The organism is Anaerorhabdus furcosa, assembly GCF_900167375.1.
Classification (GTDB): domain Bacteria; phylum Bacillota_I; class Bacilli_A; order Erysipelotrichales; family Erysipelotrichaceae; genus Anaerorhabdus; species Anaerorhabdus furcosa.
In genome coordinates, this window is sequence record NZ_FUWY01000003.1 from 217,796 (window position 1) to 237,867 (window position 20,072).

Sequence of the window (20,072 nt, forward strand, 5' to 3'; positions counted from 1 at the left end):
ATTATTTTATCACAACTGCTCTTTATTTTGTTATTTATCAGATAATCATTGCATATTGTGCCCAAACACTTTACACTTACAACATGAAAACTAAATTTAATGAATATCACTTAGACAAAAGAATATTACAAGCAATCGATGATTGTGGCTACACAGACTGCACAGAAATACAAAAACAGGCTTTCCCACTACTATTAGAAAAGAAAAACTGTTTGATTCAGTCAAAAACTGGATCTGGTAAAACTGCTGCTTTTTGTATACCATTAATAGAATCAATTAATTTTGATGATCCAACAAGTGCTTTGATCTTGGCACCAACCAGAGAATTAGCACAACAAATCCAACATGAATTTAATCGTTTGGCAATCTACAAGAAAATTAACTGTGTTTGTTTAATTGGAAGACAAGATTTCCAGAAACAAGCTCTCCAACTTAAACAAAAAGCACATGTTGTTGTAGGAACTCCTGGAAGAATATTTGATCATCTTGAATCTGACAATATTAATCTAGATCATATTAAAACGCTTGTACTTGATGAAGCAAATGAAATGGTAACCTTAGGTTTACTTGAACAAGTTGAAACCATCGTTAAGAAATTACCACAACACAACACATGGTTATTCTCTGCAACTATGGACTCTGAACTTTTATTAAATAAATTAAAAGTGAACGACGCAAATATCATCACCATTGATTCTCCTCTACAAATTAGTAATCAAATTGATACATATCATATTAAAACAAATGATAAAGAAAATTGTTTGCTTGAATTATGTACACACCTACATATCGAATCAATGTGTGTTTTTGTTAACACACGAGAAGAAACAAAACAAATCGCTACATTGCTTCAAAAAGAAAATTATTTATGTAGTATTCTACATGGTGGTATGGAGCAAAAAGAAAGAACACAATCACTTGCTAAATTCAAACAAGGAAAAACAAGAATTCTTGTATCAACTGATATCGCTGCAAGAGGCATTGATGTAGATCAAATCACAACCGTTATTCACTATGATTGTCCATTAACAATTGACAGTTATATCCATCGCTCTGGAAGAACTGGAAGAAAAGATGAACAAGGCACATCCATTACACTCATTTCAAAAGATGACACTTCAAGCATCAAAAATCAAATCTTAAATGAAACTGATTCATTTGTTATTCCTCTTGAAAGAGTAGATAATCATTTAAATAAATCCGTTCATAAAGAGGATAAAGATTCTACAATTAAAGCAAAGAATACCCAATTATTCATACGAGCTGGTAAAAAAGATAAAATTCGAAATCTAGATGTAGTTGGAGCATTGTGTTCATTGGATGAATTTAATTCTGATAATATTGGGATTATTGATATTCAACAAAACTACACAACAGTTACTTTATTAAACATGAATCAGGATATTATTCAGAATATACAATCCGTGAAAATAAAAGGAAAAAATAGAAAAGTTGAACTTAAAATAAAATAAGTTCAACTTTTTTTAGTCTATCGTATTTGTGCGTAACCTATTGATTAACAGTTCAAATAGAAAGGCAACAATGAACACACACAAGATTGAAAATCCAAGCCCTGGATAAAACCCACTTCTTGAGTATGCATTAATCACGCTACCAATTGTTCCAGCTACTCCAATGGCAGGACCTACCACTACCGCTACCGCAAAGTTAATTTCACTTCTCATCGCAAGCCATGCAATAATTCTTGTTGCACATGTTGGCAATACTGCCTCCGTTATGACTTGGAACCAGCTTGCTCCACTTGCTTTTAAAGCTTCAATAATTCCTGCATCAACTTCTTCAAAACTTTCACTATATGACTTTACAAAGAATGCCCAGCCATGGAAAATCATTCCCACAACTGCAGTCGTTGCACTTAGTCCATAAGATGATATAAAAATTAATACCCATATAATTGTTGGAACAGCTCTTACAAAACTAGCGACCGCTTTAATACAATTGGATACTCGAAGACTCGATAAGTTTGTAGCCGCTAGTAATCCAAAAGGAAATGCAATTACTGCCGCTAGTATAGTTGATAAAACCCCCAAGAATACTGTATTAATTAATAACGAAGCAATATAAGTCATTTCACTAAATTTTAAAGCATCAAAGCGAAGAAATGAAACAGCCATATTCATAATGATTTCTGGTCTAAATTGATCCCATTTATAGGTAGTCGTTGATAAGAAAACAACTAAAGAAATACAAAATAAGCATAGTATGATTTTTATTAGCTTATCACTAAAATCTTTATTTTTTAATTTATATCGTTTTGATTTACTCGTTCTATATTCGTTATTTACTAATTGAATTTCACTCATTATTCCATTATCCTCCTTCGTATGTAACTTGAAGTTTGGTCAAACACAAGAATCACAAGTACTACTAAGATAATTGCAGTAAACAAGGATGTGAACTCTCTAAAGTGTTTATAATTACTGATTAAGTATCCAATACCACTACCTGTTAACATACCAATAATTGTAGAAGAACGGATATTGTTTTCTGTGGAATATAATCCCCAAGAAATTAGAGATGGCATGACCTCGGGGATTACAGCACAGAAGATGATTTGCCAATAAGAAGCACCAGTAGCTTCTAAGGCTTCTATACATGCAGAATTGGTCTCATCAATCGCATCTGCATAAACACGTGTTAAGAATCCATAAGAGATGATTGATAACACAAGGAAAGCTAAGAATTCACCAAACCAGAAGCTAATAAGAAGAATAATAGCCCATACTCCTTCTGGTATATTTCGCGTTAACGATGCAATAAATCTTATAACTCCTTTTAGTATTTTATTTTTCCCAGTCTTTTTTGAAATCGCTATTGCAGATAATAATCCAAGAATCATACCTACACACGACCCTGCAGCCGCAAGTAGAATTGTGATTCCCATTTGTGCAATCATTGCATTTAGATTTGTTAAGTCAGGTGGTAAATAGAGTTCTATAAATCGTGATACACCTTTAGAGAAATTAGTTATGGAATTTATCCACTCAAATGAAATCATATTTCCAATTAAAATTGTTCCAAACAGAAGTATGAATAGTCCAATGATGAGTTGATTTCTTTTTTTATTCAAATAACTCATCGGCTGTGATTTTCCTGACTAATTAATTCTTCCATTTTGACACCATATATTTTCTCTATCACTTCATCTGTAAGTTCTGATGGTTTACCATTAAACACAATTTCACCTTGATGCATCCCAATAATACGATCTGAATAGTGGATAGCAACATCTACTTGATGAAGATTCACAAGACAAGGAATTTTTGTGGTTTGTACAATATCTTTTAAATATTCCATAATTACTTTACTTGATTGCGGATCCAATGATGCAATGGGCTCATCACATAAAATCATTTTTGGATTTTGTACTAGTGCTCTAGCAATACCTACACGTTGTTTTTGACCGCCTGATAATTTCGAACAACGATCATATGCTCTAGATTCTAATCCTAACATTTTTAATATACTCATTGCGGAATCAATATCTTCTTTACGATATTGTTTGAATAGTGATTGATACCAAGTATAATTCGCAAGTCTTCCATGAAGTACGTTTTCCAATACACTTGAACGATAAACTAAATTGTAGTGTTGAAAAACCATTCCTATATTCTTACGAATCGTTTTTAATTCTTTTTTATTAGCCTTAACAACATCTACTCCATTGAATATGATGTTTCCTTCAGTCACATCAATCATACGATTGATTGTTCTTAACAAAGTTGATTTTCCTGCACCACTTGGTCCGATAATCGAAACCAACTCTCCTACATGAACTTCAACCGAAACATTCTCTAATGCTTTAATTTTATTATCGTATACCTTGTATACGGAATCCATTTGTAATACTTGCGTCATGATATTCTCCTTTAATCTTTATACATTTCGTATAAGAAGTCGTAGAATCCTTCAGGTATTTTTACAAAGCGATTTGCTCCAGCCCCATCGCTTTCAAAGAAGAACCCATTTTCATTATCAAAGAAATTCTCTACTGAATTTTCTGGTGTCATTGCTACAAAATGATTAATAATTGCTTCTTGCATCTCTGCATTAATATAGTCTGAATTTACCCATAATGGTCCATTTGGTACATCTACTTCATCAATAATATAAAGTTGATCCATATAATCATCGCCATATTTACAACAGAATGCTCCTGCATAAACTTTATTTTCTACAATTAATTGAACACTTCCTGGATGATTTCCTCCAAATTGAACTTCTGAGAAAATTCCACCATCTTTAGTTGTCTTTTCGAATACTTGAGTTTTTGTTGTTACTTTACCATTACCCTCTGGTCCAAACGCCATAAACAATGTTGTTGTTGGTACAAGTCTTCCAGAGGTAGATGTTGCTGATACAAATGAAAATGATTTATCTACTAATTGACTATATTGTTCTTCTTTAGTTTTTCCAGCAAAATCTGCTTCATTTGCTTTGTTAGTAGCAATAAATGCAGGGTATGATGCTTGATTAACATCGCCATCTACTCCATAAGTAACAAGTGGGATAATAGCATCATCTTCCATCTTTGTTGCAACAAATGTTGCTCCAGATTCCCAAGCAATTTGTGCTGTGCCCGTTAACATAGCTTCTGTTACCGCAGAGTAGTCATCACACACAATACCATTGATTTTTACTCCATCACCTAATGCTTTTTGTAATTCATTAATTAACATTTGATCTACAGTACTAATTGTTCCAGAACCCTCATTTGGTAAGAACGCTACTGTAATTGTATCTAATGTTTTATTTCCTGAATCTGAATTTGTTTCACTATTTTTTGTTTGACATCCCACAAGTAACACAAGTGAGAAAAGTGCTAGTAATAATTTCTTCATATATCCTCCACGTAGTTCGCCTACACTAGTACTATAGTTTTTATTTATGAAAATGGAATTAACTCTTTGTTAAAACTGAGTTAATTCCATTCATTACATTCGCTAATAAATTGTTGAAGTAATTCTTTTGATGTTGCAGCAATGCACGTTTGATTACACTCTAACGTATTTAAAGTGTAATAAACATCCATATTACCTCCCACCTCTTCCAATATAATTCTCGCTGCAGCATAATCCCATATCTTAATATGATTCGATATGAATAATTGTTCTTTGTTTTGCGCAAGATGACATATCGCAAGTGAACTACATCCTAAACTACGATGTGCTCTTATTTTTTTACTGATTTCTTCTAAATTTAATCCATGCTGCTTATTGAATCCCAGCAATGATTTAATACTTCCGTTGAGTATACTTTCCTTCATTTCTGAAATTGGTAACTTCATTAATCTTGTTTGATTAACAAATGCACCTTGATCAGTTATGCAATGAAATACTTCATCATTTACTACATCATATACAATACCAAATGTTGGTTTACCTTGATGATAATAAGCAAGAGATACGGCATAGTTACAACGTTGACTAATGAAATTAGTCGTTCCATCAATTGGATCTAAAATCCACAAATTACTATTTAGTATTTCATTGACATTTTCTTCGCAAAGCCATGAATCCTCTACATACTTTTCTTTTAAAGAATTCATAATTTTATTTTGAACTTCAACATCACAATTTGTTACAAGATCACTAATATCATTATTTTTCATTTCGATGATGATTTCATTTTTTTCTTTTAATTCTTTTCCTACTAGTTTTACAATTGCATAGGCATCTTTAAATTTGCTTGATATAAGTTCCAATTTCTGGTTCATTTCCATACTCACCATGATTATCACTACCTCCTGTTTCAATCAATTTATATTGAAGTGCTAGTTCATGACATATCGCAACTTCTTTTTGATTGTGTGAACTGTGATATGTTTCGATACCATCTATTCCTAATTGATGATAGCGATGTATTTCTTTGATACATTGGCTATTAAATGGGTGTGCTAGCACTGCTATTCCACCATCTTGATGAATTGCATTAATTGCATCTTCGATACTAGGTAACTCTAGTTTCATAAGACATGGACCACCACTTTTAAACATTGTTTTATAGAATGTACCATAGTATTGATCTGTAACTTCTTTTTCAATTAATACTTTTAAAATATGTTGTTTATAAATCGTTGTACTGTTTTTTTGATTTTGATAAACATCATTCATCGAAATGTCATAACCCAAGTTCTTTAAAACTTCTACTTGTTTATAAGCAATTTCTTTTCTTTGCTTTAATGTGTTTTCACATAATTGTTTTATCTTCGTTGCTTCTAAGTTGAAATGATATCCAAGAATATGAATTTCTCTATTTAGTGTTCTATCCCATGTACTTATTTCTATTCCAGTGATGACTTCCATTTCACTATCATTATGTTTTAAGGCTTCTAATGTTCCTTCAAATGTATCATGATCTGTAATTGAGATTGAATTGCACCCTCGTATTTTACTTATCGCAATGATTTCCTCAATACTTCTTGATGAATCAGAATAGCTTGAATGGATATGCCAATCCTTATTCATCAATAACTCCTCTTTGCATATTGAATTCTTTATCGCAAAGTCCTTCCATAAACTCTAAGTCATGGAAAATACCAAGCATTGTTGTTCCATCATTTTTAAGTTGCTCTATGAGTGTTCTTACCTTTGACTTACTTGCATTATCAAGTGATGCAGTTGGTTCGTCTAACAAAAGAAGTTTTGGTTTTTTTACCATTGCCATCGCAATATTTACTCTTAATTTCTCTCCACCTGAAAATGTATTTGGATAAGCATCCCATAATGTTTCGTCTAAATCAAAATGCTTTAAAATTGTTTCTGCTTTCTCTTTTGCTTCTTCTTCACTTCCACCTGTTTCTAATACTGCATTTTCTACAAGTTGTCTCGCAGTAGTTCTAGGCATTATTTTTAGAAACTGAGATACATAACCAATTTCATGTTTTCTTAAATGAACAATTTGTCGTTCACTTGCTTTACATAAATCTATCCACCCATATTCATCACTATCGTAGTGAATTTCACCTTTTTGTGGATAGTTTGTGCGATAGATTCCTTTTAAAATTGTGGATTTTCCACTGCCACTTCTACCTGTTATTCCAATAAACTCACCTTTCTTTAATGAAAGGTTGACATCTTCGCATGCTTTTACTATTTTGTTGGCATTATATACAATAAACTCTTTTGATAGATTTTTAATTTCTAAACAAATTTCACTCATATAGTTTCCTCATATTTCTTTATGAATTCATCGATAGGTAAAACAAAATCTTGCCAGTTTTGAATTACTTTCTCTGCTGGCCAATTCCACCATGAAATTTTTTCTAAAGCTTCAATTTGTTGTGTATTGAAGCGATATTTTAATACTCTAGCTGGATTCCCTACTACAATAGCATAAGGTTCAACATCTTTTGTAACGACTGCTCCACTTCCTACAACACAACCATTCCCTAGTGTTATTCCTGGTTTAATAATCGCTCCATGACCAATCCATGTATCGTGACCAATTGTTGTAATTCTTGATGCCCTAGTTTTAAAAAACTCTACATCATCTTCATCTGCTAAACCAAACATACGCCTACGGTAGGTAAAGTGATGCAGTGTTGGTCTCTCAATCGGATGATCAGTTGCTCCAATTCTCACCATTGCTGCAATATTTGAAAAGTTTTTTACAATAACATTTTGCAAAATACAATACTCACCTGTATATGAAAATTTTCCTAAATCTACATTTTCCAAACGATTAGAACAACCTACTTCTGTATACTCTTTCAAATCACACTCATGAATGATACAGTTTGAATTTATTGTCGGCTTCTTTGTAATCATATTAAACGCGATAGTTCATGTTGGATACAAGAACCCCTTCAACAAAGACATGTGTGATTGCTGGGTATTTATCAGGTAAACGCATTACAATTAACATATCTGCTTTTTTACCTACTTCAATAGAACCTACTTCATGATCAATGTTTACTGCTTTGGCTGCATTTAAACTAACCTTATTAATCATTTCATGTAGAGGTTGCCCTTGATCTACCATCATAAATACTGCATGTAATAATGATGCTGGATAGTAGTCAGAGCAAAGTATTTTTGCACATCCCGAATCAATCGCTTCTTTTGCACTAAGATTTCCTGCATGAGAGCCACCCAATAATATATTAGGTGCACCAACAACTGTATCAAATCCTTGTTTATATGCTTCTTCTAGCACTTCCATGGTGATTGGAAATTCTGATATTGTTGCATGGAAATTTTTAATTACTTCTAGTTTTTCCAATGTATCATCATCATGAGAAGCAATTGGAATTTTCTTCTCTTTTGCCAAATCAGCAATTTTAATTATTTTATCTAATGTCAGTTTTTCTTTTGTCATTAAATCATTTACTTTTTGATTTACTTGCTCTTCAGTTAACCCTTCGTCATTCAAATATGATTTCTTGTAGATTTCTAAGTCGCGATACTGTCCTTGCCCTGGAGTATGGTCCATAAATGAGATAAGATGGACCTTATCTTCTTTAATGTAATTTACTACATCATTGTATACATCAATATTATCTAATTCTAAACGCAAGTGAAAACGATGATGTACTAAGTGAAGTTGTTTATGACTTTTATCGATAAGTTCTATCATCTTCTTCACATTTTCAGGTTTACGTAATGCCTTTTTACCAGTTTCCTTTAGAAATGAAATTGAATGATACATTGTTGTAATTCCATGTGTAACAAGTTCTCTTTCAAACTCATAAAGCGCTAAACTAAAATCCATTACACTTGTAACACGTGGGGCAGCAAGTTGTTCAATATAATCTGAATGAATATCAATAAATCCTGGAACAAGATACCCTCCTTGCCCATCAATAATTTCATTGATTCCTTCATCTTCAATTGAGTATGCAATTTTTTGAATTATTCCATCTTTAATTAATACTTCGTAATTTTCAAGTACTCCATCTTTTGTTACAACATCTATATTTTTTATTTTTTTCATATCATCTCCTATAGTAATGAGTAAACTAATTGTTGTGTATATGGATGTTGAGGGTCTTCCATAATTTGATCGGTAAGTCCAGATTCAACTATTTTTCCATTGAGCATAACAATGGTTCTATCTGCCAACATCTTAATAACACTCAAGTCATGTGATACAACAATCATCGATACTTTACTTTCTCTTTGTATTTGTTTTATTAAATCCAATACATTTGCTTGCACTGACAAATCTAATCCCGTTGTAACTTCATCTAGTAAAAGAATAGGTGGATTATTCGACAATGCTTTAGCAATTTGAACTCTTTGTTGCATACCTCCAGAAAAGTTTTTAGGACACTCTTTCATACGATATTCTGCAATATTCACTTTGTTCAATAAGTTCTTTCCTATTGTTGTCATCTGTTCAACATTTTGATGATTTGCAGCTATTAACTTTTCTGCAATATTTGAAATAGAAGAAAAATTCATTTTTAATCCTAAGTATGGGTTTTGATAAACCATACCTAAAATTGTGTTTCTAATCATTCTTTTTTGTTGATCTGTTTCTTCAAACACATTTTTCTTACCCTCTTTATGTCGTGCTAGTAAATATTGACCACTAGTTGCTTGTTGGTCAAAGTATAGACATTGAACTAGTGTAGACTTCCCACTTCCTGACTCTCCAACAACCCCTAGGATTTCTCCTTCATAAAGTTCAATATTGATATCATTGCACGCATATACTGTTTTGCATTTTGGGCAATAATTACCTTGCAATGTTTGACTTTGTTCATCACGACAAAAGTCACAACCAGGTCCAAATTGTTTATATAAATGTTTTACTTGAAATATTGGTTGTTCACTCATTGTATTTCTCCATTTCGTCTTTTTAAGCAATAACTTGTATCATTACATTGATAACTTACACTGCCAGATTCTTGATCAATAATTTCATCTAAATAAACATGACTTGCACCACAATGACTACAACTTTTTCCTTTAAAGTTTTCTACTTCAAATGGAACATCTTCAAAATCAAGAGATATAACTTTAGTATAAGGAGGCACTGCATAAATTTTCTTTTCTCTTCCTGCACCAAGAAGAATTGTTGCTTTTGATTCGTTTAGTTTTGGATTGTCAAACTTTGGAATTGGACTTGGTGCCATAACATAACGATTATTTACTTCAACTGGATGATCTGCACCTGTTGCCATTGTGTTATATTTCATGATTTGTTCAAACAGTAATAGTTTTGCACCCGTGTACTCTTTTTCTCCGTGAAGAATTTTCGTTTTTGTTTCACTTGGTTCATAGTCACGAAGAGGTTCAGGGGTTGGGACTTGTAGAACGATAATTTGATTTTCATTTAATTCTTCTTCTGGCACTCGATGGCGAGATTGAATAATCGTTGCATCTGTTGTTGATGTTGTTATTTCTACATCAGTTGTATCTGTGATTAGCTTTTTAATACTAATTGCATTAACACTTTCATCACTTCCCTGGTCGATTACCTTAACCACATCTTTTTGTCCAATACAAGAAAGTGTCAATTGAATACCTCCTGTACCCCACCCACGAGCTACTGGCATTTCTCTTGAAGCAAATGGTACTTGATATCCTGGAATTGCGATTGCTTTTAAAATTGATCTTCTTATTTCTCGTTTACTTCCTTCATCAAAGAAGGCAAAATTAAATTTCTTTTTCATCACTATTTCCCTTTACTTTTCTTGCACTATTTAGTTTTGCTTGGAATGTAACATAATGCGGAAGTTTTAAATGTGATATAAAACCTGTTGCTTCTATACTATCTACATGGTACAAAACAAATTCCTCATCACTCGTCGCAAATCCTTCATCTTTTCTTTCCAAACATTGATCTAGTATACTCATTGCTATCGCTTTGGTTTCATTTTGTCCCAGTGTAACTCCATAGCCAATTTCAAAATTAATTTCATGACTTCCATCTTTCAAAAGTTTTGTAACTGGAACTAAACTTTCAACTTCTGTTATTTCAATACTCCCAATTGAGTAAGAATCTTCTTCACTTGTTGGATTGTTTGGATTTTCAATTGTGATTGGAAGTTGCCCAACTCTTAATTCTGCAACTGTTGGATGAACTGCTCCATATCCTCTTAATGATGCATAACCTAAACCGATAACTGCTTGACTCATTCCACGCTGTAAGATTTGTAATCTTTCGGAACGACTTGCTGGAAATTTTAATGTTTCTTTTGTTGTATCTCTTGGTTCAGTATCATCATTATCAATCTTTGCTATTAATCCTTCACTTTTTAAATAATCAACAACTTTAGGAAACTGCTCAATTTCACTTTCCTCTTTTTTAAATTTTGATTCTATTTTTCTAAAGAATTTTCTTGCATCCTCATCTGTTTCATCTTTTAATTCAAAATCAACTAAACGATGCGTATAATCAAATGATGCTCCAAGAATTTGTCCTTTCGGAATATCTTTGAATGCTGCAGATATTCTTCTTTCTACAAACATCGATGAACTCTCTGCATTTCTTGAGTAATATTTTCTTGGTAATGTGGAACGATAAGCTCGTAATAAGAATACCGCTTCTTCTACTGAGCCTTCAGCTTGTTTCAATGCAATTGCTGCAAGTTCTCTTGAATATAAAGATGATTCTGATAACACTTGATCAATCAACAGACGAAATGAAGCTTCTATATCTTCTGTCTTGATTGATTTCTTTTTTTCTAGTCTTTTATATTTAAGCCGTTCAATACTTTTCTCTATTGCTTTTTGACCGCCTCTAACCGCTACATATGCCATACGTTACACTCTTTCTACTTGCGTTGTGCGTGGTAATGCAAGCAAGTTATAATTCTTATCTACAAAGATCAAATCAACTCCTAGTGGAAATTCAATATTCTTTTCATTGCGTGCATCTAACCAATCACTTTGAATGTTAATTTTAATTTCTTTTGTTTCTTTAATCCCTGGCCCTTTACATCTATATACTTTCCCCGATGTACAACTATTACATTCAACAATAATTGTTGCGCTAAGATGCGGATCAATTAATGTCCCAATTTTTGCTTGTGAAATGATTTTATCTAACTCAGATTGGTTTTCATTAGGGATGAAAATATAATCTGCATTGGCTATATCATTTTTTCTGCAATATGTAATCATTGCCAATTTCTCATCAATGTTTTTACTTCCAATCACGTTGTAACTTGTATCTGCATCCAATAAAGAAATTGCAATTGCCTGAGTAGTTTTAAATAAGTCCATTGAATAATCACAACCATTACAAATAGAATGAACATTCTTAACACTTGCAGCATATGACATACTATCAAGTACTTGTCTAAATAATTTTTGAGTATCAAAGACTCTATGAAATTTTGACATATTATTCCTCCTGCATTGTATCGAATGATACTCTTGTTTTTAATATCGCTTGCATTTCTTGTCTTTGTTTTTGATCTTGTTTTTGCTTTTCTATTTCAATTGTTTTTTCAATTTTATAGCAGAGAGAACTCTCTGCATTAAATGCTGCATCAATAATCGCAAGAAGCTTTGCTTTCTTTAAATCAAATCCTTGTAATATACCAAATCCAATGTGATTATCAATAATTACTCTACACTCACTTACAACAACTTCGCTTAAATAAAACAAACTATTCTTTGCACCTTCTCTTTTTCTAATCATTACCAAGCTATGAGATGGTGCTTCTATCTCTTTTACTTCATGCTGTTCATTTATCTTCTTAGCTAATGAACGAAGTAAACTTGTGTTCATGTTGATTAATACATTAGTCCTATCTTTTCTATTCATACATTCCTCCTGTATTCAAATGTATTCTATCAATTCTTTTTCCTTGATTAGTTAAATCGATGTAATATTTGATTAAGACTTTGTAAAGTTATAATCCTGATTATTAAATTTTTATTGCAGAAAAAAAGGAGACTTTTTTATTCTCCCTTAGTTTAAAATACTTCATGATACTGTTATTTACAGTATGTTTCATCATCAATTGAAATCAAGCTATTACTTTCAATCATTTTAGTTAACTGTTATAATAAAATGTGCCAGAGTTATTATTCACTTATAGTTATGAAAGGAAATAAACATGCATAAACTATCGAAAAAAATATATTTTTTTGCTTTAATATCATTACTTATATTTACTACCAGTTGCTCCAAACAAGACAAGCCAGTTGTTGTTGAAAAACCTATCCAAATTGCTCTAACACAAGATATCTTGTCTTTTGATCCAATAAAAACTTCAGATATTTACTCCGAAGCAGTGCTGCGCTGTATTTATACTTCTTTATTCGATTTTGATGATGAGTTGAACTTAAGATTCAAACTTGCCAAAGAAGTAGAAACGATTGATGATCTTACATGGAAAATCACGATTCATGATAATGTAAAATTTCATGATGGTTCTCCATTAACTACTGATGATGTATTATTTAGTATTCAACGCGCTTTGACTGGAGAGCGAACTCAAAAATCATTAGAGATAGTTGATTATGTTGAGAAAGTTGACGATACTACATTTATTATTAAATCAAAAGAACCATATTCTGATTTACTTTCTCTATTCGCAAAAGCTGAAACATCAATTGTTTCAAAAAATATTGTTGAGAAACCCGACTATGACTTTACAACTCCTGTAGGAGCTGGACCATTTAAGTTTGTTTCTAGAGAAGTAGAAAAAGAAATTGCACTTGCACGATTCGATGATTATTTTCTTGAAATGGCTGCATGGCCATTAATTAATTTTAAAGTTATTGTTTCTGAACAAGAGCGTACTACCGCTTTCCTTAACAAAGAAGTTGATATTTTATTTAGTGTTTCTGCTTATGATTGCGAGAAATTGAGTTTATCACCTGATGTAGAAATACTACAATCACCTTCAACAAAAATAGAGTACCTCTCACTAAATACTCAACATGCACCATTGGATAATCCTAAAGTTCGTTTAGCAATAAGTTATGCAATCAATCGTGATACAATCACTGATAATGTCTATCATGGTTACAGTGTTCCTGCTTCAAGTACTATCCCTAAGGGTATTATCGGCTTTGTGGAATCACCTATTACATATGATCCCGAAAAAGCCAAAGAGTTGCTTAAAGAAGCAGGTTATGAAAACGGTTTTGAATTTACTGTGATTACAATCAATACAATTCGTAAAAATACTTTAGAATACATTAAGCTTGATTTAGCAGCTGTTGGTATTCAACTTAACTATAATCTTGTAACAATGCAAGAAGCGGTGGATATGATGAATGCTGGAGAACATGATGGAATTCTTGTTGGTTGGGCTTTCAATTCTGATCCAAATGGCGTTCTCCCTGTTTTACTTGGAACAGGTAGTGGGAAAACGATGAATTCTAGTAATTATAGTAATCCCATTGTGGACGACTTAATTAAAGAAGGTCGTATTGAATCTAATGTTGATAAGAAAAAAGCAATTTATGAAGAAATAAATAAAATTGTTACTAGTGATTCACCTATTGTAGTTTTACAAAACCCTATGGTCTTAAGTGCTTCATTGAATGATATTGAAGGAATTCACTTTAACTCTCAAGGATTAATTCAATACGAATCTTTATATAGAAAATAAACAACTAAAGATAGTGAAAACTATCTTTTTTCATATCAAAAAAGTTGTTACATATCTTTCATCATGTAACAACTCTACTATTAATTTCCTTGTTTAACTCGTTTTTTAGCTTGGTACATTTCTTTATCTGCTTTAACTAGTAATTCTTCAAGACTAGTAGCATCTTGATTCCAATAAGATATTCCAATACTTGCAGTAATCGCAAATGATTCATCATCAAACTTGAAAGGGAATACCAATTGTTTATGCAATTTATCAACTAATTTTGTTATATCTTCTTTTGTAGTATTCGGTATAAAGACTGCAAATTCATCGCCACCATGACGAGACGCAACCCCTGTATCGCCTATTGTATCTTTCAATACTTTTGCAACAGAACGCAATAATTCATCCCCTACATTATGACCCAAATTATCATTAACCATTTTGAAGTAATCCATATCCAAGAACAAGATAGCATGATTACCAGTTGCTCCTTCTTTTGATATGATTTGTTCAACACGACGTGTAAATCCTAAACGATTATATAATCCAGTTAAAGGATCTTTTCTAGCTTCCTCATTAGATTCTAATTCTTGTTTTTTAAATCCACTGATATCTCGCAACTGAATAAATAGATGAGACAAGCTATCATTTTCATAAGTTGGAACTATTAAAGCATGGAACCACTTTTCACCAAGATGTGGCATATATACTTCAGCCTCACAAGGTGTTGATAAATGGTTATCTCGCATATTTACAAAAACGTTCATTAAATGTGCTTGATCTTTCGCACTAAAACAATGGATAAATCGTTCAACAATACATGCACCCTCTGGCACCACTAATTCAGACATAATCTTTTGGAAAATATCTTTATTACTTGATATGGTTTGTTGCCTTGTATCGATATCAATATTTGTATCACTCATGTTTGCAGATTGATATAATTGTGAAACTCCTTCATAGTTATGTTGTACCAATAAAATACGTTTCATTAACTCTAAAAACTTTGTGCTTAGATAACGTGTTTCTGCATAACCACTTTTCTCTAATAGTTTAACATCATCATCCGTTATTGTTTTTGGATATCCTTCAATAACATAAATTAAATTATTAATTGGACTTACTACACGATGACTAAAATAAATTGCAAGAAGTATATCCACAATAACTACACCTATAATTATGAATCCATATGCAAAAATATATTGATTCGCAAATGCTCGAATAAAGGAATAATCTACAAATCCAACTAAATACCAAGGAGTATTTGTCACATTTCTATAGTACCCTGTGATATATGATGATTTTACTTTTTCGTCAATTTCTCCATTACTTGCAAGATCGACTTGGGACAAAGTATTCTTCGCAACATACTCTTGATCTTGATTAGCAAATTCTTTGAAACTAACTGCATCGCCATTATCTCTACATATATAACTTGATGTATTTGCAATCTTATAATAACTACTAATAATTTTAAATAGATACGCATGGTCATAGATTGAAATCAAACTACCAATATAATTATCCTCATTATCAAACATCGGCGTAATGATTCCTAAACTATACACTTCATCTGTTAACTCGAACTCTGCAATTGACTGTTTCTTCAATGTTTCAAGTTTTGGTAAATTTGTTTTAACTATTTCTGTTTCTTTTGCTTCTCCAATAGTATAAATTGGATTGTTCTCTTTATCCAATAACAATGAAATCGCAATTCGATCTCCAGTCGTTTCCAAATAAGATTGATAAGATTTAAATAAATCACTTTGTCCAACAAAACTTTCATCATTATCAATTTCTAAAAGTGACAACTTATTTTGTTTAGCAAATCGATTATCTAGAATCATATCATTGATAATAGTTTGTTCAATATAATCTGCTTGAACAGATATACTTTCTCTTAAATTACGAACATAGGATTCTTTTGCCAACTTGTATCCACTTTGATACAACAAAACTGAAACTATCACAATTGGTGTGAGGGTCAGTGTTAGAAAAACTATAATCAACATTCTTCTTAATTTCATACATTTTTCCTCATTTGATATTATATAATTTTTATTTGAATTTAAGACCCAACACTTAGATCAACTAGAAATAAATAGTGTAAACACTATTTATTAATTTTATATAATCATTCTTTTTCATTTATACCTTGTGTAATTATTCTATCATATTGTGCTTAAAATGACTAGTTTGGCAAAGCAACCTATGATGTATTTTGTTTAGTTTTGTTCTGTTTTTGTTACGATAGCTTTTTCTATACGGTAATGTTTTATTTCAACGATCTCTATTTCTAAGTGATATTCATTCAAACTGAACTTTGCTCCAACTTTTGGTAGTTCTTCAAATGTTCCAAAAACAAACCCTCCAAACGTATCATATGTATCTGTTGGCAAACTTATCTCTAATTCTTCAGCAACATCTTCTAGACTTGCATTACCTATAATTTCCCAGGCATTATTTGATATCTTCGTTATTTCTTCCTCATTTTTTTGATAGATATCATTTTCTAAATCACCCACTAATTCTTCTAGTAAATCATTCATCGTAATAATACCAAACATACCACCATATTCATCTAATACAACCGAGAAATGATTTTTTGTTAATCGCATTTTTTTGAACAGAACATCTGCAGTCATTGTCTCTAAAGCATATTGTGCTGGATGAATCAATGTATTCACAACCAACTCTTTCGTTTTATTTTTAAGTCTAAAATATTCTTTAATGTTTAAAACACCTACGATGTGATCAACTGTTCCATCACACACTGGGTAAGTTGAATAACGACTTGTCTTCATTTCTTCTTCCCAGTCTTCTAAACTACCTGAGATATCCAATGCTCTAACATCCAAACGATGTGTTGCGATTTCTGATAATTCAGTATCATTGAATTCGAATACATTTTGAATCATTTCTTTTTCTTCTTCTTCAATAACACCTTTTTTATTTCCAATATCAACCATCATTCTTATTTCTTCTTCACTCACTTCTTCATCTTCTTGATTAGGATCAATACCAAGCAATCTCAAAATTCCATTTGTGGAAGCTGTTAATGCCCATACAATTGGTTTGAATAAATTTGATATTGAAGTGATTAACGCTGACATACTTAAAGCTAACTCTTCTGCTTTTTTCATTGCCAAACGCTTTGGAACCAACTCTCCAAATACCAATGTAAAGTAAGAAAGAATCAATGTAATCACAATGACTGAAATCGTATCCAACGTAGCTACTGGTAAATTCACCCCTACGCTTAGTAACCAATCCACCAACATTTCTGAGAAGTTATCCGCAGCAAATGCACTACCTAAAAATCCAGATAATGTAATTGCTACTTGAATGGTTGCTAAAAACTTTGCAGGTTGATCTGTAAGTTTTTTTAAACGGATTGCCTTTTTATTTTTTTCATTAACTAGTTGTTCTAGTTTGGCATCATTCATTGATATAACTGCAATTTCAGCACATGCAAACACTGCATTTAATAATATCAAGAATGCTTGTAATAATAATTGAAAAATTAACTGACTACTCATATTTCCTCCACAAAATGAAAAACACACAAAAATCTATCATTGATAGTGTGTGTTTAATTTAAATATTGATTGTGACATTTCTGCCAACTATCTTCGTCCATTTATTAGTTCTCTCCTAATTGATATATTTATAGTATAAATTCAGGATAATGTCAATCAATTAAACCTAAACGTACACATGCATTATAAATACCATCACTATCAGAATCCTCTGTTATATGTGTTGCTATTTCTTTTAATGCATCAATTGCATTCCCCATTGCTACACTTGTTTTTGCATTTTCAAACATCTTTAAATCATTTATCCCATCACCAAAGACAATGATATCATCTTCATGTCCACCCTGCATTTCTACAAGTTTTTTAATTCCTCTGTATTTATCATCTGGTTCAATAAACGCAAACAAACTACCCGCATAATGCATAAATCCAATTTTCTTAATCTCTTCTATTTGATTATACAATTCTTCGTTATTTTCAATAATGATTCTTCTTATACAAGTTTCATTTGAATAATCATAGTCAGGTTTAACTAAAATCTTCCTCATAAATTTAGCGTTTGAAATGATTTGATTCATTCTTTCATTTTTTGTAACTAATTCCTCATTATCACTTATTGATACTGCCCAAGCAAGACCAAGTTCATCACAACGTTTAAGTATATTAATCGCAATATTCATATCAATTGGTTCATATGATTTTAATTCGCCGTCGACAATGATACCATGACCACCTTCACAAACTAAACTTTTGACTCCTGTCTTTTTAGCAATTTCTTTGGTTAAGTATACTGCTCTCCCTGTTGCCAGTGATATGAAATGTCCGTTCTCTTTTAATTTTTTTAGTGCTAGAATCGTTGATTCACTAATATAATCTCTTATTGTATGTGATATTAATGTTCCATCTATATCAAAAAATATATATTTCTTTTCCATTTTTACCTCAAATCTATCCAAATGTACTGGTTTATTATCTCAAATGTCTACATCAAAATAAAGGATTACTTCTGTTAAATAAAAGAAAAAATTCTATAAAAATATAGAATTTTTCTTATTTATTCACTAAATCCAATAATACCAAATGCCCCTGGCCCACTGTGTGTAGAAACAACACAACCTGCTTGAATCCACATACATGATTCATATCCACATTCTTTCGCAGTTTTTTCTGCCTTCTCTTTTAGTAAAGGATTTAACTCACCAGAATATACAAATACTGCACGGTCTTTCTTTAAATGATGCGTTTCCGAAAATTCTTTTATTAATTTCATACCCGATGTCATAATTGATCCACGATATTTTTTTGCTGACATTAGTTTTCCATCAACTATTTCAATTACTGGTGAAAGATTTAAAATCTTAGCTCCTAAGTATGCCGCGTTGCTTACTCGACCGCCTGCTTTTAAATAGACTAAATCACCTGGTATAAATCCCATATGTATTTTATTGATTAAATCTATAACTGTTTCCTTCACTTCTTCAAGTGGTGCTTCTGGATTTTTTTCTAACCATTCCGCTACAGTAAGCACAAGAAATGCTTGTCCAGCTGAAACACATTTTGTATCAATGCTTGTAACATAATCTAATTCTTCCGCAGCTATAATAGCACTTTGATATGAACAGGTTGTGATTGCTGAATAAGCTAAATGCAAAATATGAGCATCTGGATTTTCTGCATGAATTTCATTAAAAACTGTTTCAAAATCTGCAGGAGTTGATCCACTTGTTTTTGGAAGTGTTCCTGTTTTTTGATAATAGTCAAAAATATCTGTAATTGGAAAAGTCATGTCATCCTTCGTTTCTGTACCAAATGACACATGCATCGGAACTATTTTAATTTGATATCTATTTACAATTTCATTTGGAATATCGGCACCGGTTTCCGCAACTATCACATATTTATTCATTTACTTGCCCATCCTATTTTTCTAAATAAAACCGTGAAAACACGTTCTTATGGTCTTCATTATACCATGCTTTCTCTTTAATTTAGATTAATTT

Annotated in this window: 20 protein-coding genes; 2 read left to right on the forward strand and 18 right to left on the reverse strand. The window is 31.7% G+C overall.

Annotated elements, in window-relative coordinates:
• Window positions 1-83: 83 nt before the first annotated feature.
• Complete coding sequence (locus tag B5D14_RS06530; RefSeq protein ID WP_078711791.1) at window positions 84-1,472, forward strand: DEAD/DEAH box helicase; 1,389 nt, start codon at window positions 84-86, stop codon at window positions 1,470-1,472.
• 12 nt (window positions 1,473-1,484) lie between these two features.
• Here the strand turns inward: B5D14_RS06530 and B5D14_RS06535 are convergent, their stop codons facing one another.
• From B5D14_RS06535 to phnG, 14 genes are all read right to left on the reverse strand, one after another.
• Complete coding sequence (locus tag B5D14_RS06535) at window positions 1,485-2,324, reverse strand: PhnE/PtxC family ABC transporter permease (RefSeq protein WP_078711792.1); 840 nt, start codon at window positions 2,322-2,324, stop codon at window positions 1,485-1,487.
• Window positions 2,324-3,100 (reverse strand): PhnE/PtxC family ABC transporter permease, encoded by a 777-nt coding sequence (locus tag B5D14_RS06540; RefSeq protein ID WP_078711793.1) that lies wholly within the window; start codon window positions 3,098-3,100, stop codon window positions 2,324-2,326. Before B5D14_RS06540 ends, B5D14_RS06535 begins: the two co-directional genes overlap by 1 nt.
• Window positions 3,097-3,879 carry a phosphonate ABC transporter ATP-binding protein gene (gene phnC / locus B5D14_RS06545; RefSeq protein ID WP_078711794.1) on the reverse strand — a complete coding sequence of 261 codons (783 nt, stop codon included), beginning with the start codon at window positions 3,877-3,879 and terminating at the stop codon, window positions 3,097-3,099. Before phnC ends, B5D14_RS06540 begins: the two co-directional genes overlap by 4 nt.
• Before the next feature lie 11 nt (window positions 3,880-3,890).
• Entirely contained in the window at window positions 3,891-4,862 is a 972-nt protein-coding gene (locus tag B5D14_RS06550; RefSeq protein WP_078711795.1) for a PhnD/SsuA/transferrin family substrate-binding protein, read from the reverse strand.
• An 80-nt stretch (window positions 4,863-4,942) separates the two neighbouring features.
• Window positions 4,943-5,737 carry an inositol monophosphatase family protein gene (locus B5D14_RS06555; RefSeq protein ID WP_159443748.1) on the reverse strand — a complete coding sequence of 265 codons (795 nt, stop codon included), beginning with the start codon at window positions 5,735-5,737 and terminating at the stop codon, window positions 4,943-4,945.
• A complete protein-coding gene (locus B5D14_RS06560) occupies window positions 5,700-6,488 on the reverse strand; it encodes a PHP domain-containing protein (RefSeq protein ID WP_078711797.1) in 789 nt (262 codons plus the stop codon). The genes B5D14_RS06555 and B5D14_RS06560 overlap by 38 nt, the downstream gene beginning before the upstream one ends.
• Window positions 6,481-7,182: a phosphonate C-P lyase system protein PhnL gene (locus tag B5D14_RS06565; RefSeq protein ID WP_078711798.1), complete on the reverse strand. Its 702-nt coding sequence runs from the start codon at window positions 7,180-7,182 to the stop codon at window positions 6,481-6,483. Before B5D14_RS06565 ends, B5D14_RS06560 begins: the two co-directional genes overlap by 8 nt.
• Window positions 7,179-7,790, reverse strand: coding sequence for a DapH/DapD/GlmU-related protein (locus B5D14_RS06570; RefSeq protein WP_078711799.1), 612 nt, complete (start codon window positions 7,788-7,790; stop codon window positions 7,179-7,181). The genes B5D14_RS06565 and B5D14_RS06570 overlap by 4 nt, the downstream gene beginning before the upstream one ends.
• 1 nt (window position 7,791) lies before the next feature.
• Window positions 7,792-8,955, reverse strand: a complete 1,164-nt coding sequence (gene phnM, locus B5D14_RS06575; protein WP_078711800.1) for a phosphonate metabolism protein PhnM — start codon at window positions 8,953-8,955, stop codon at window positions 7,792-7,794.
• 8 nt (window positions 8,956-8,963) lie between these two features.
• On the reverse strand, window positions 8,964-9,803 hold the full coding sequence (locus B5D14_RS06580) for an ATP-binding cassette domain-containing protein (protein WP_078711801.1): 840 nt from the start codon (window positions 9,801-9,803) through the stop codon (window positions 8,964-8,966).
• Complete coding sequence (locus B5D14_RS06585) at window positions 9,800-10,642, reverse strand: alpha-D-ribose 1-methylphosphonate 5-phosphate C-P-lyase PhnJ (RefSeq protein WP_078711802.1); 843 nt, start codon at window positions 10,640-10,642, stop codon at window positions 9,800-9,802. The genes B5D14_RS06580 and B5D14_RS06585 overlap by 4 nt, the downstream gene beginning before the upstream one ends.
• Window positions 10,626-11,732 (reverse strand): carbon-phosphorus lyase complex subunit PhnI, encoded by a 1,107-nt coding sequence (locus B5D14_RS06590; RefSeq protein WP_078711803.1) that lies wholly within the window; start codon window positions 11,730-11,732, stop codon window positions 10,626-10,628. The genes B5D14_RS06585 and B5D14_RS06590 overlap by 17 nt, the downstream gene beginning before the upstream one ends.
• Window positions 11,733-11,735: 3 nt before the next feature.
• Window positions 11,736-12,317, reverse strand: a complete 582-nt coding sequence (gene phnH / locus B5D14_RS06595) for a phosphonate C-P lyase system protein PhnH (RefSeq protein WP_078711804.1) — start codon at window positions 12,315-12,317, stop codon at window positions 11,736-11,738.
• A gap of 1 nt (window position 12,318) precedes the next feature.
• Window positions 12,319-12,744 (reverse strand): phosphonate C-P lyase system protein PhnG, encoded by a 426-nt coding sequence (gene phnG / locus B5D14_RS06600; protein ID WP_078711805.1) that lies wholly within the window; start codon window positions 12,742-12,744, stop codon window positions 12,319-12,321.
• Between the two features lie 295 nt (window positions 12,745-13,039).
• On the opposite strand from phnG, the gene B5D14_RS06605 reads away from it, so the two are divergent.
• Window positions 13,040-14,545 (forward strand): ABC transporter substrate-binding protein, encoded by a 1,506-nt coding sequence (locus B5D14_RS06605; protein ID WP_078711806.1) that lies wholly within the window; start codon window positions 13,040-13,042, stop codon window positions 14,543-14,545.
• Between the two features lie 80 nt (window positions 14,546-14,625).
• Here the strand turns inward: B5D14_RS06605 and B5D14_RS06610 are convergent, their stop codons facing one another.
• From B5D14_RS06610 to B5D14_RS06625, 4 genes are all read right to left on the reverse strand, one after another.
• A complete protein-coding gene (locus B5D14_RS06610; protein ID WP_078711807.1) occupies window positions 14,626-16,560 on the reverse strand; it encodes a sensor domain-containing diguanylate cyclase in 1,935 nt (644 codons plus the stop codon).
• A gap of 198 nt (window positions 16,561-16,758) precedes the next feature.
• Window positions 16,759-18,072 (reverse strand): hemolysin family protein, encoded by a 1,314-nt coding sequence (locus B5D14_RS06615; RefSeq protein WP_078711808.1) that lies wholly within the window; start codon window positions 18,070-18,072, stop codon window positions 16,759-16,761.
• Window positions 18,073-18,224: 152 nt separating this feature from the next.
• Window positions 18,225-19,007: a Cof-type HAD-IIB family hydrolase gene (locus tag B5D14_RS06620; protein WP_078711809.1), complete on the reverse strand. Its 783-nt coding sequence runs from the start codon at window positions 19,005-19,007 to the stop codon at window positions 18,225-18,227.
• Between the two features lie 119 nt (window positions 19,008-19,126).
• Window positions 19,127-19,978 (reverse strand): DegV family protein, encoded by an 852-nt coding sequence (locus B5D14_RS06625; RefSeq protein WP_078711810.1) that lies wholly within the window; start codon window positions 19,976-19,978, stop codon window positions 19,127-19,129.
• Window positions 19,979-20,072 lie beyond the last annotated feature (94 nt).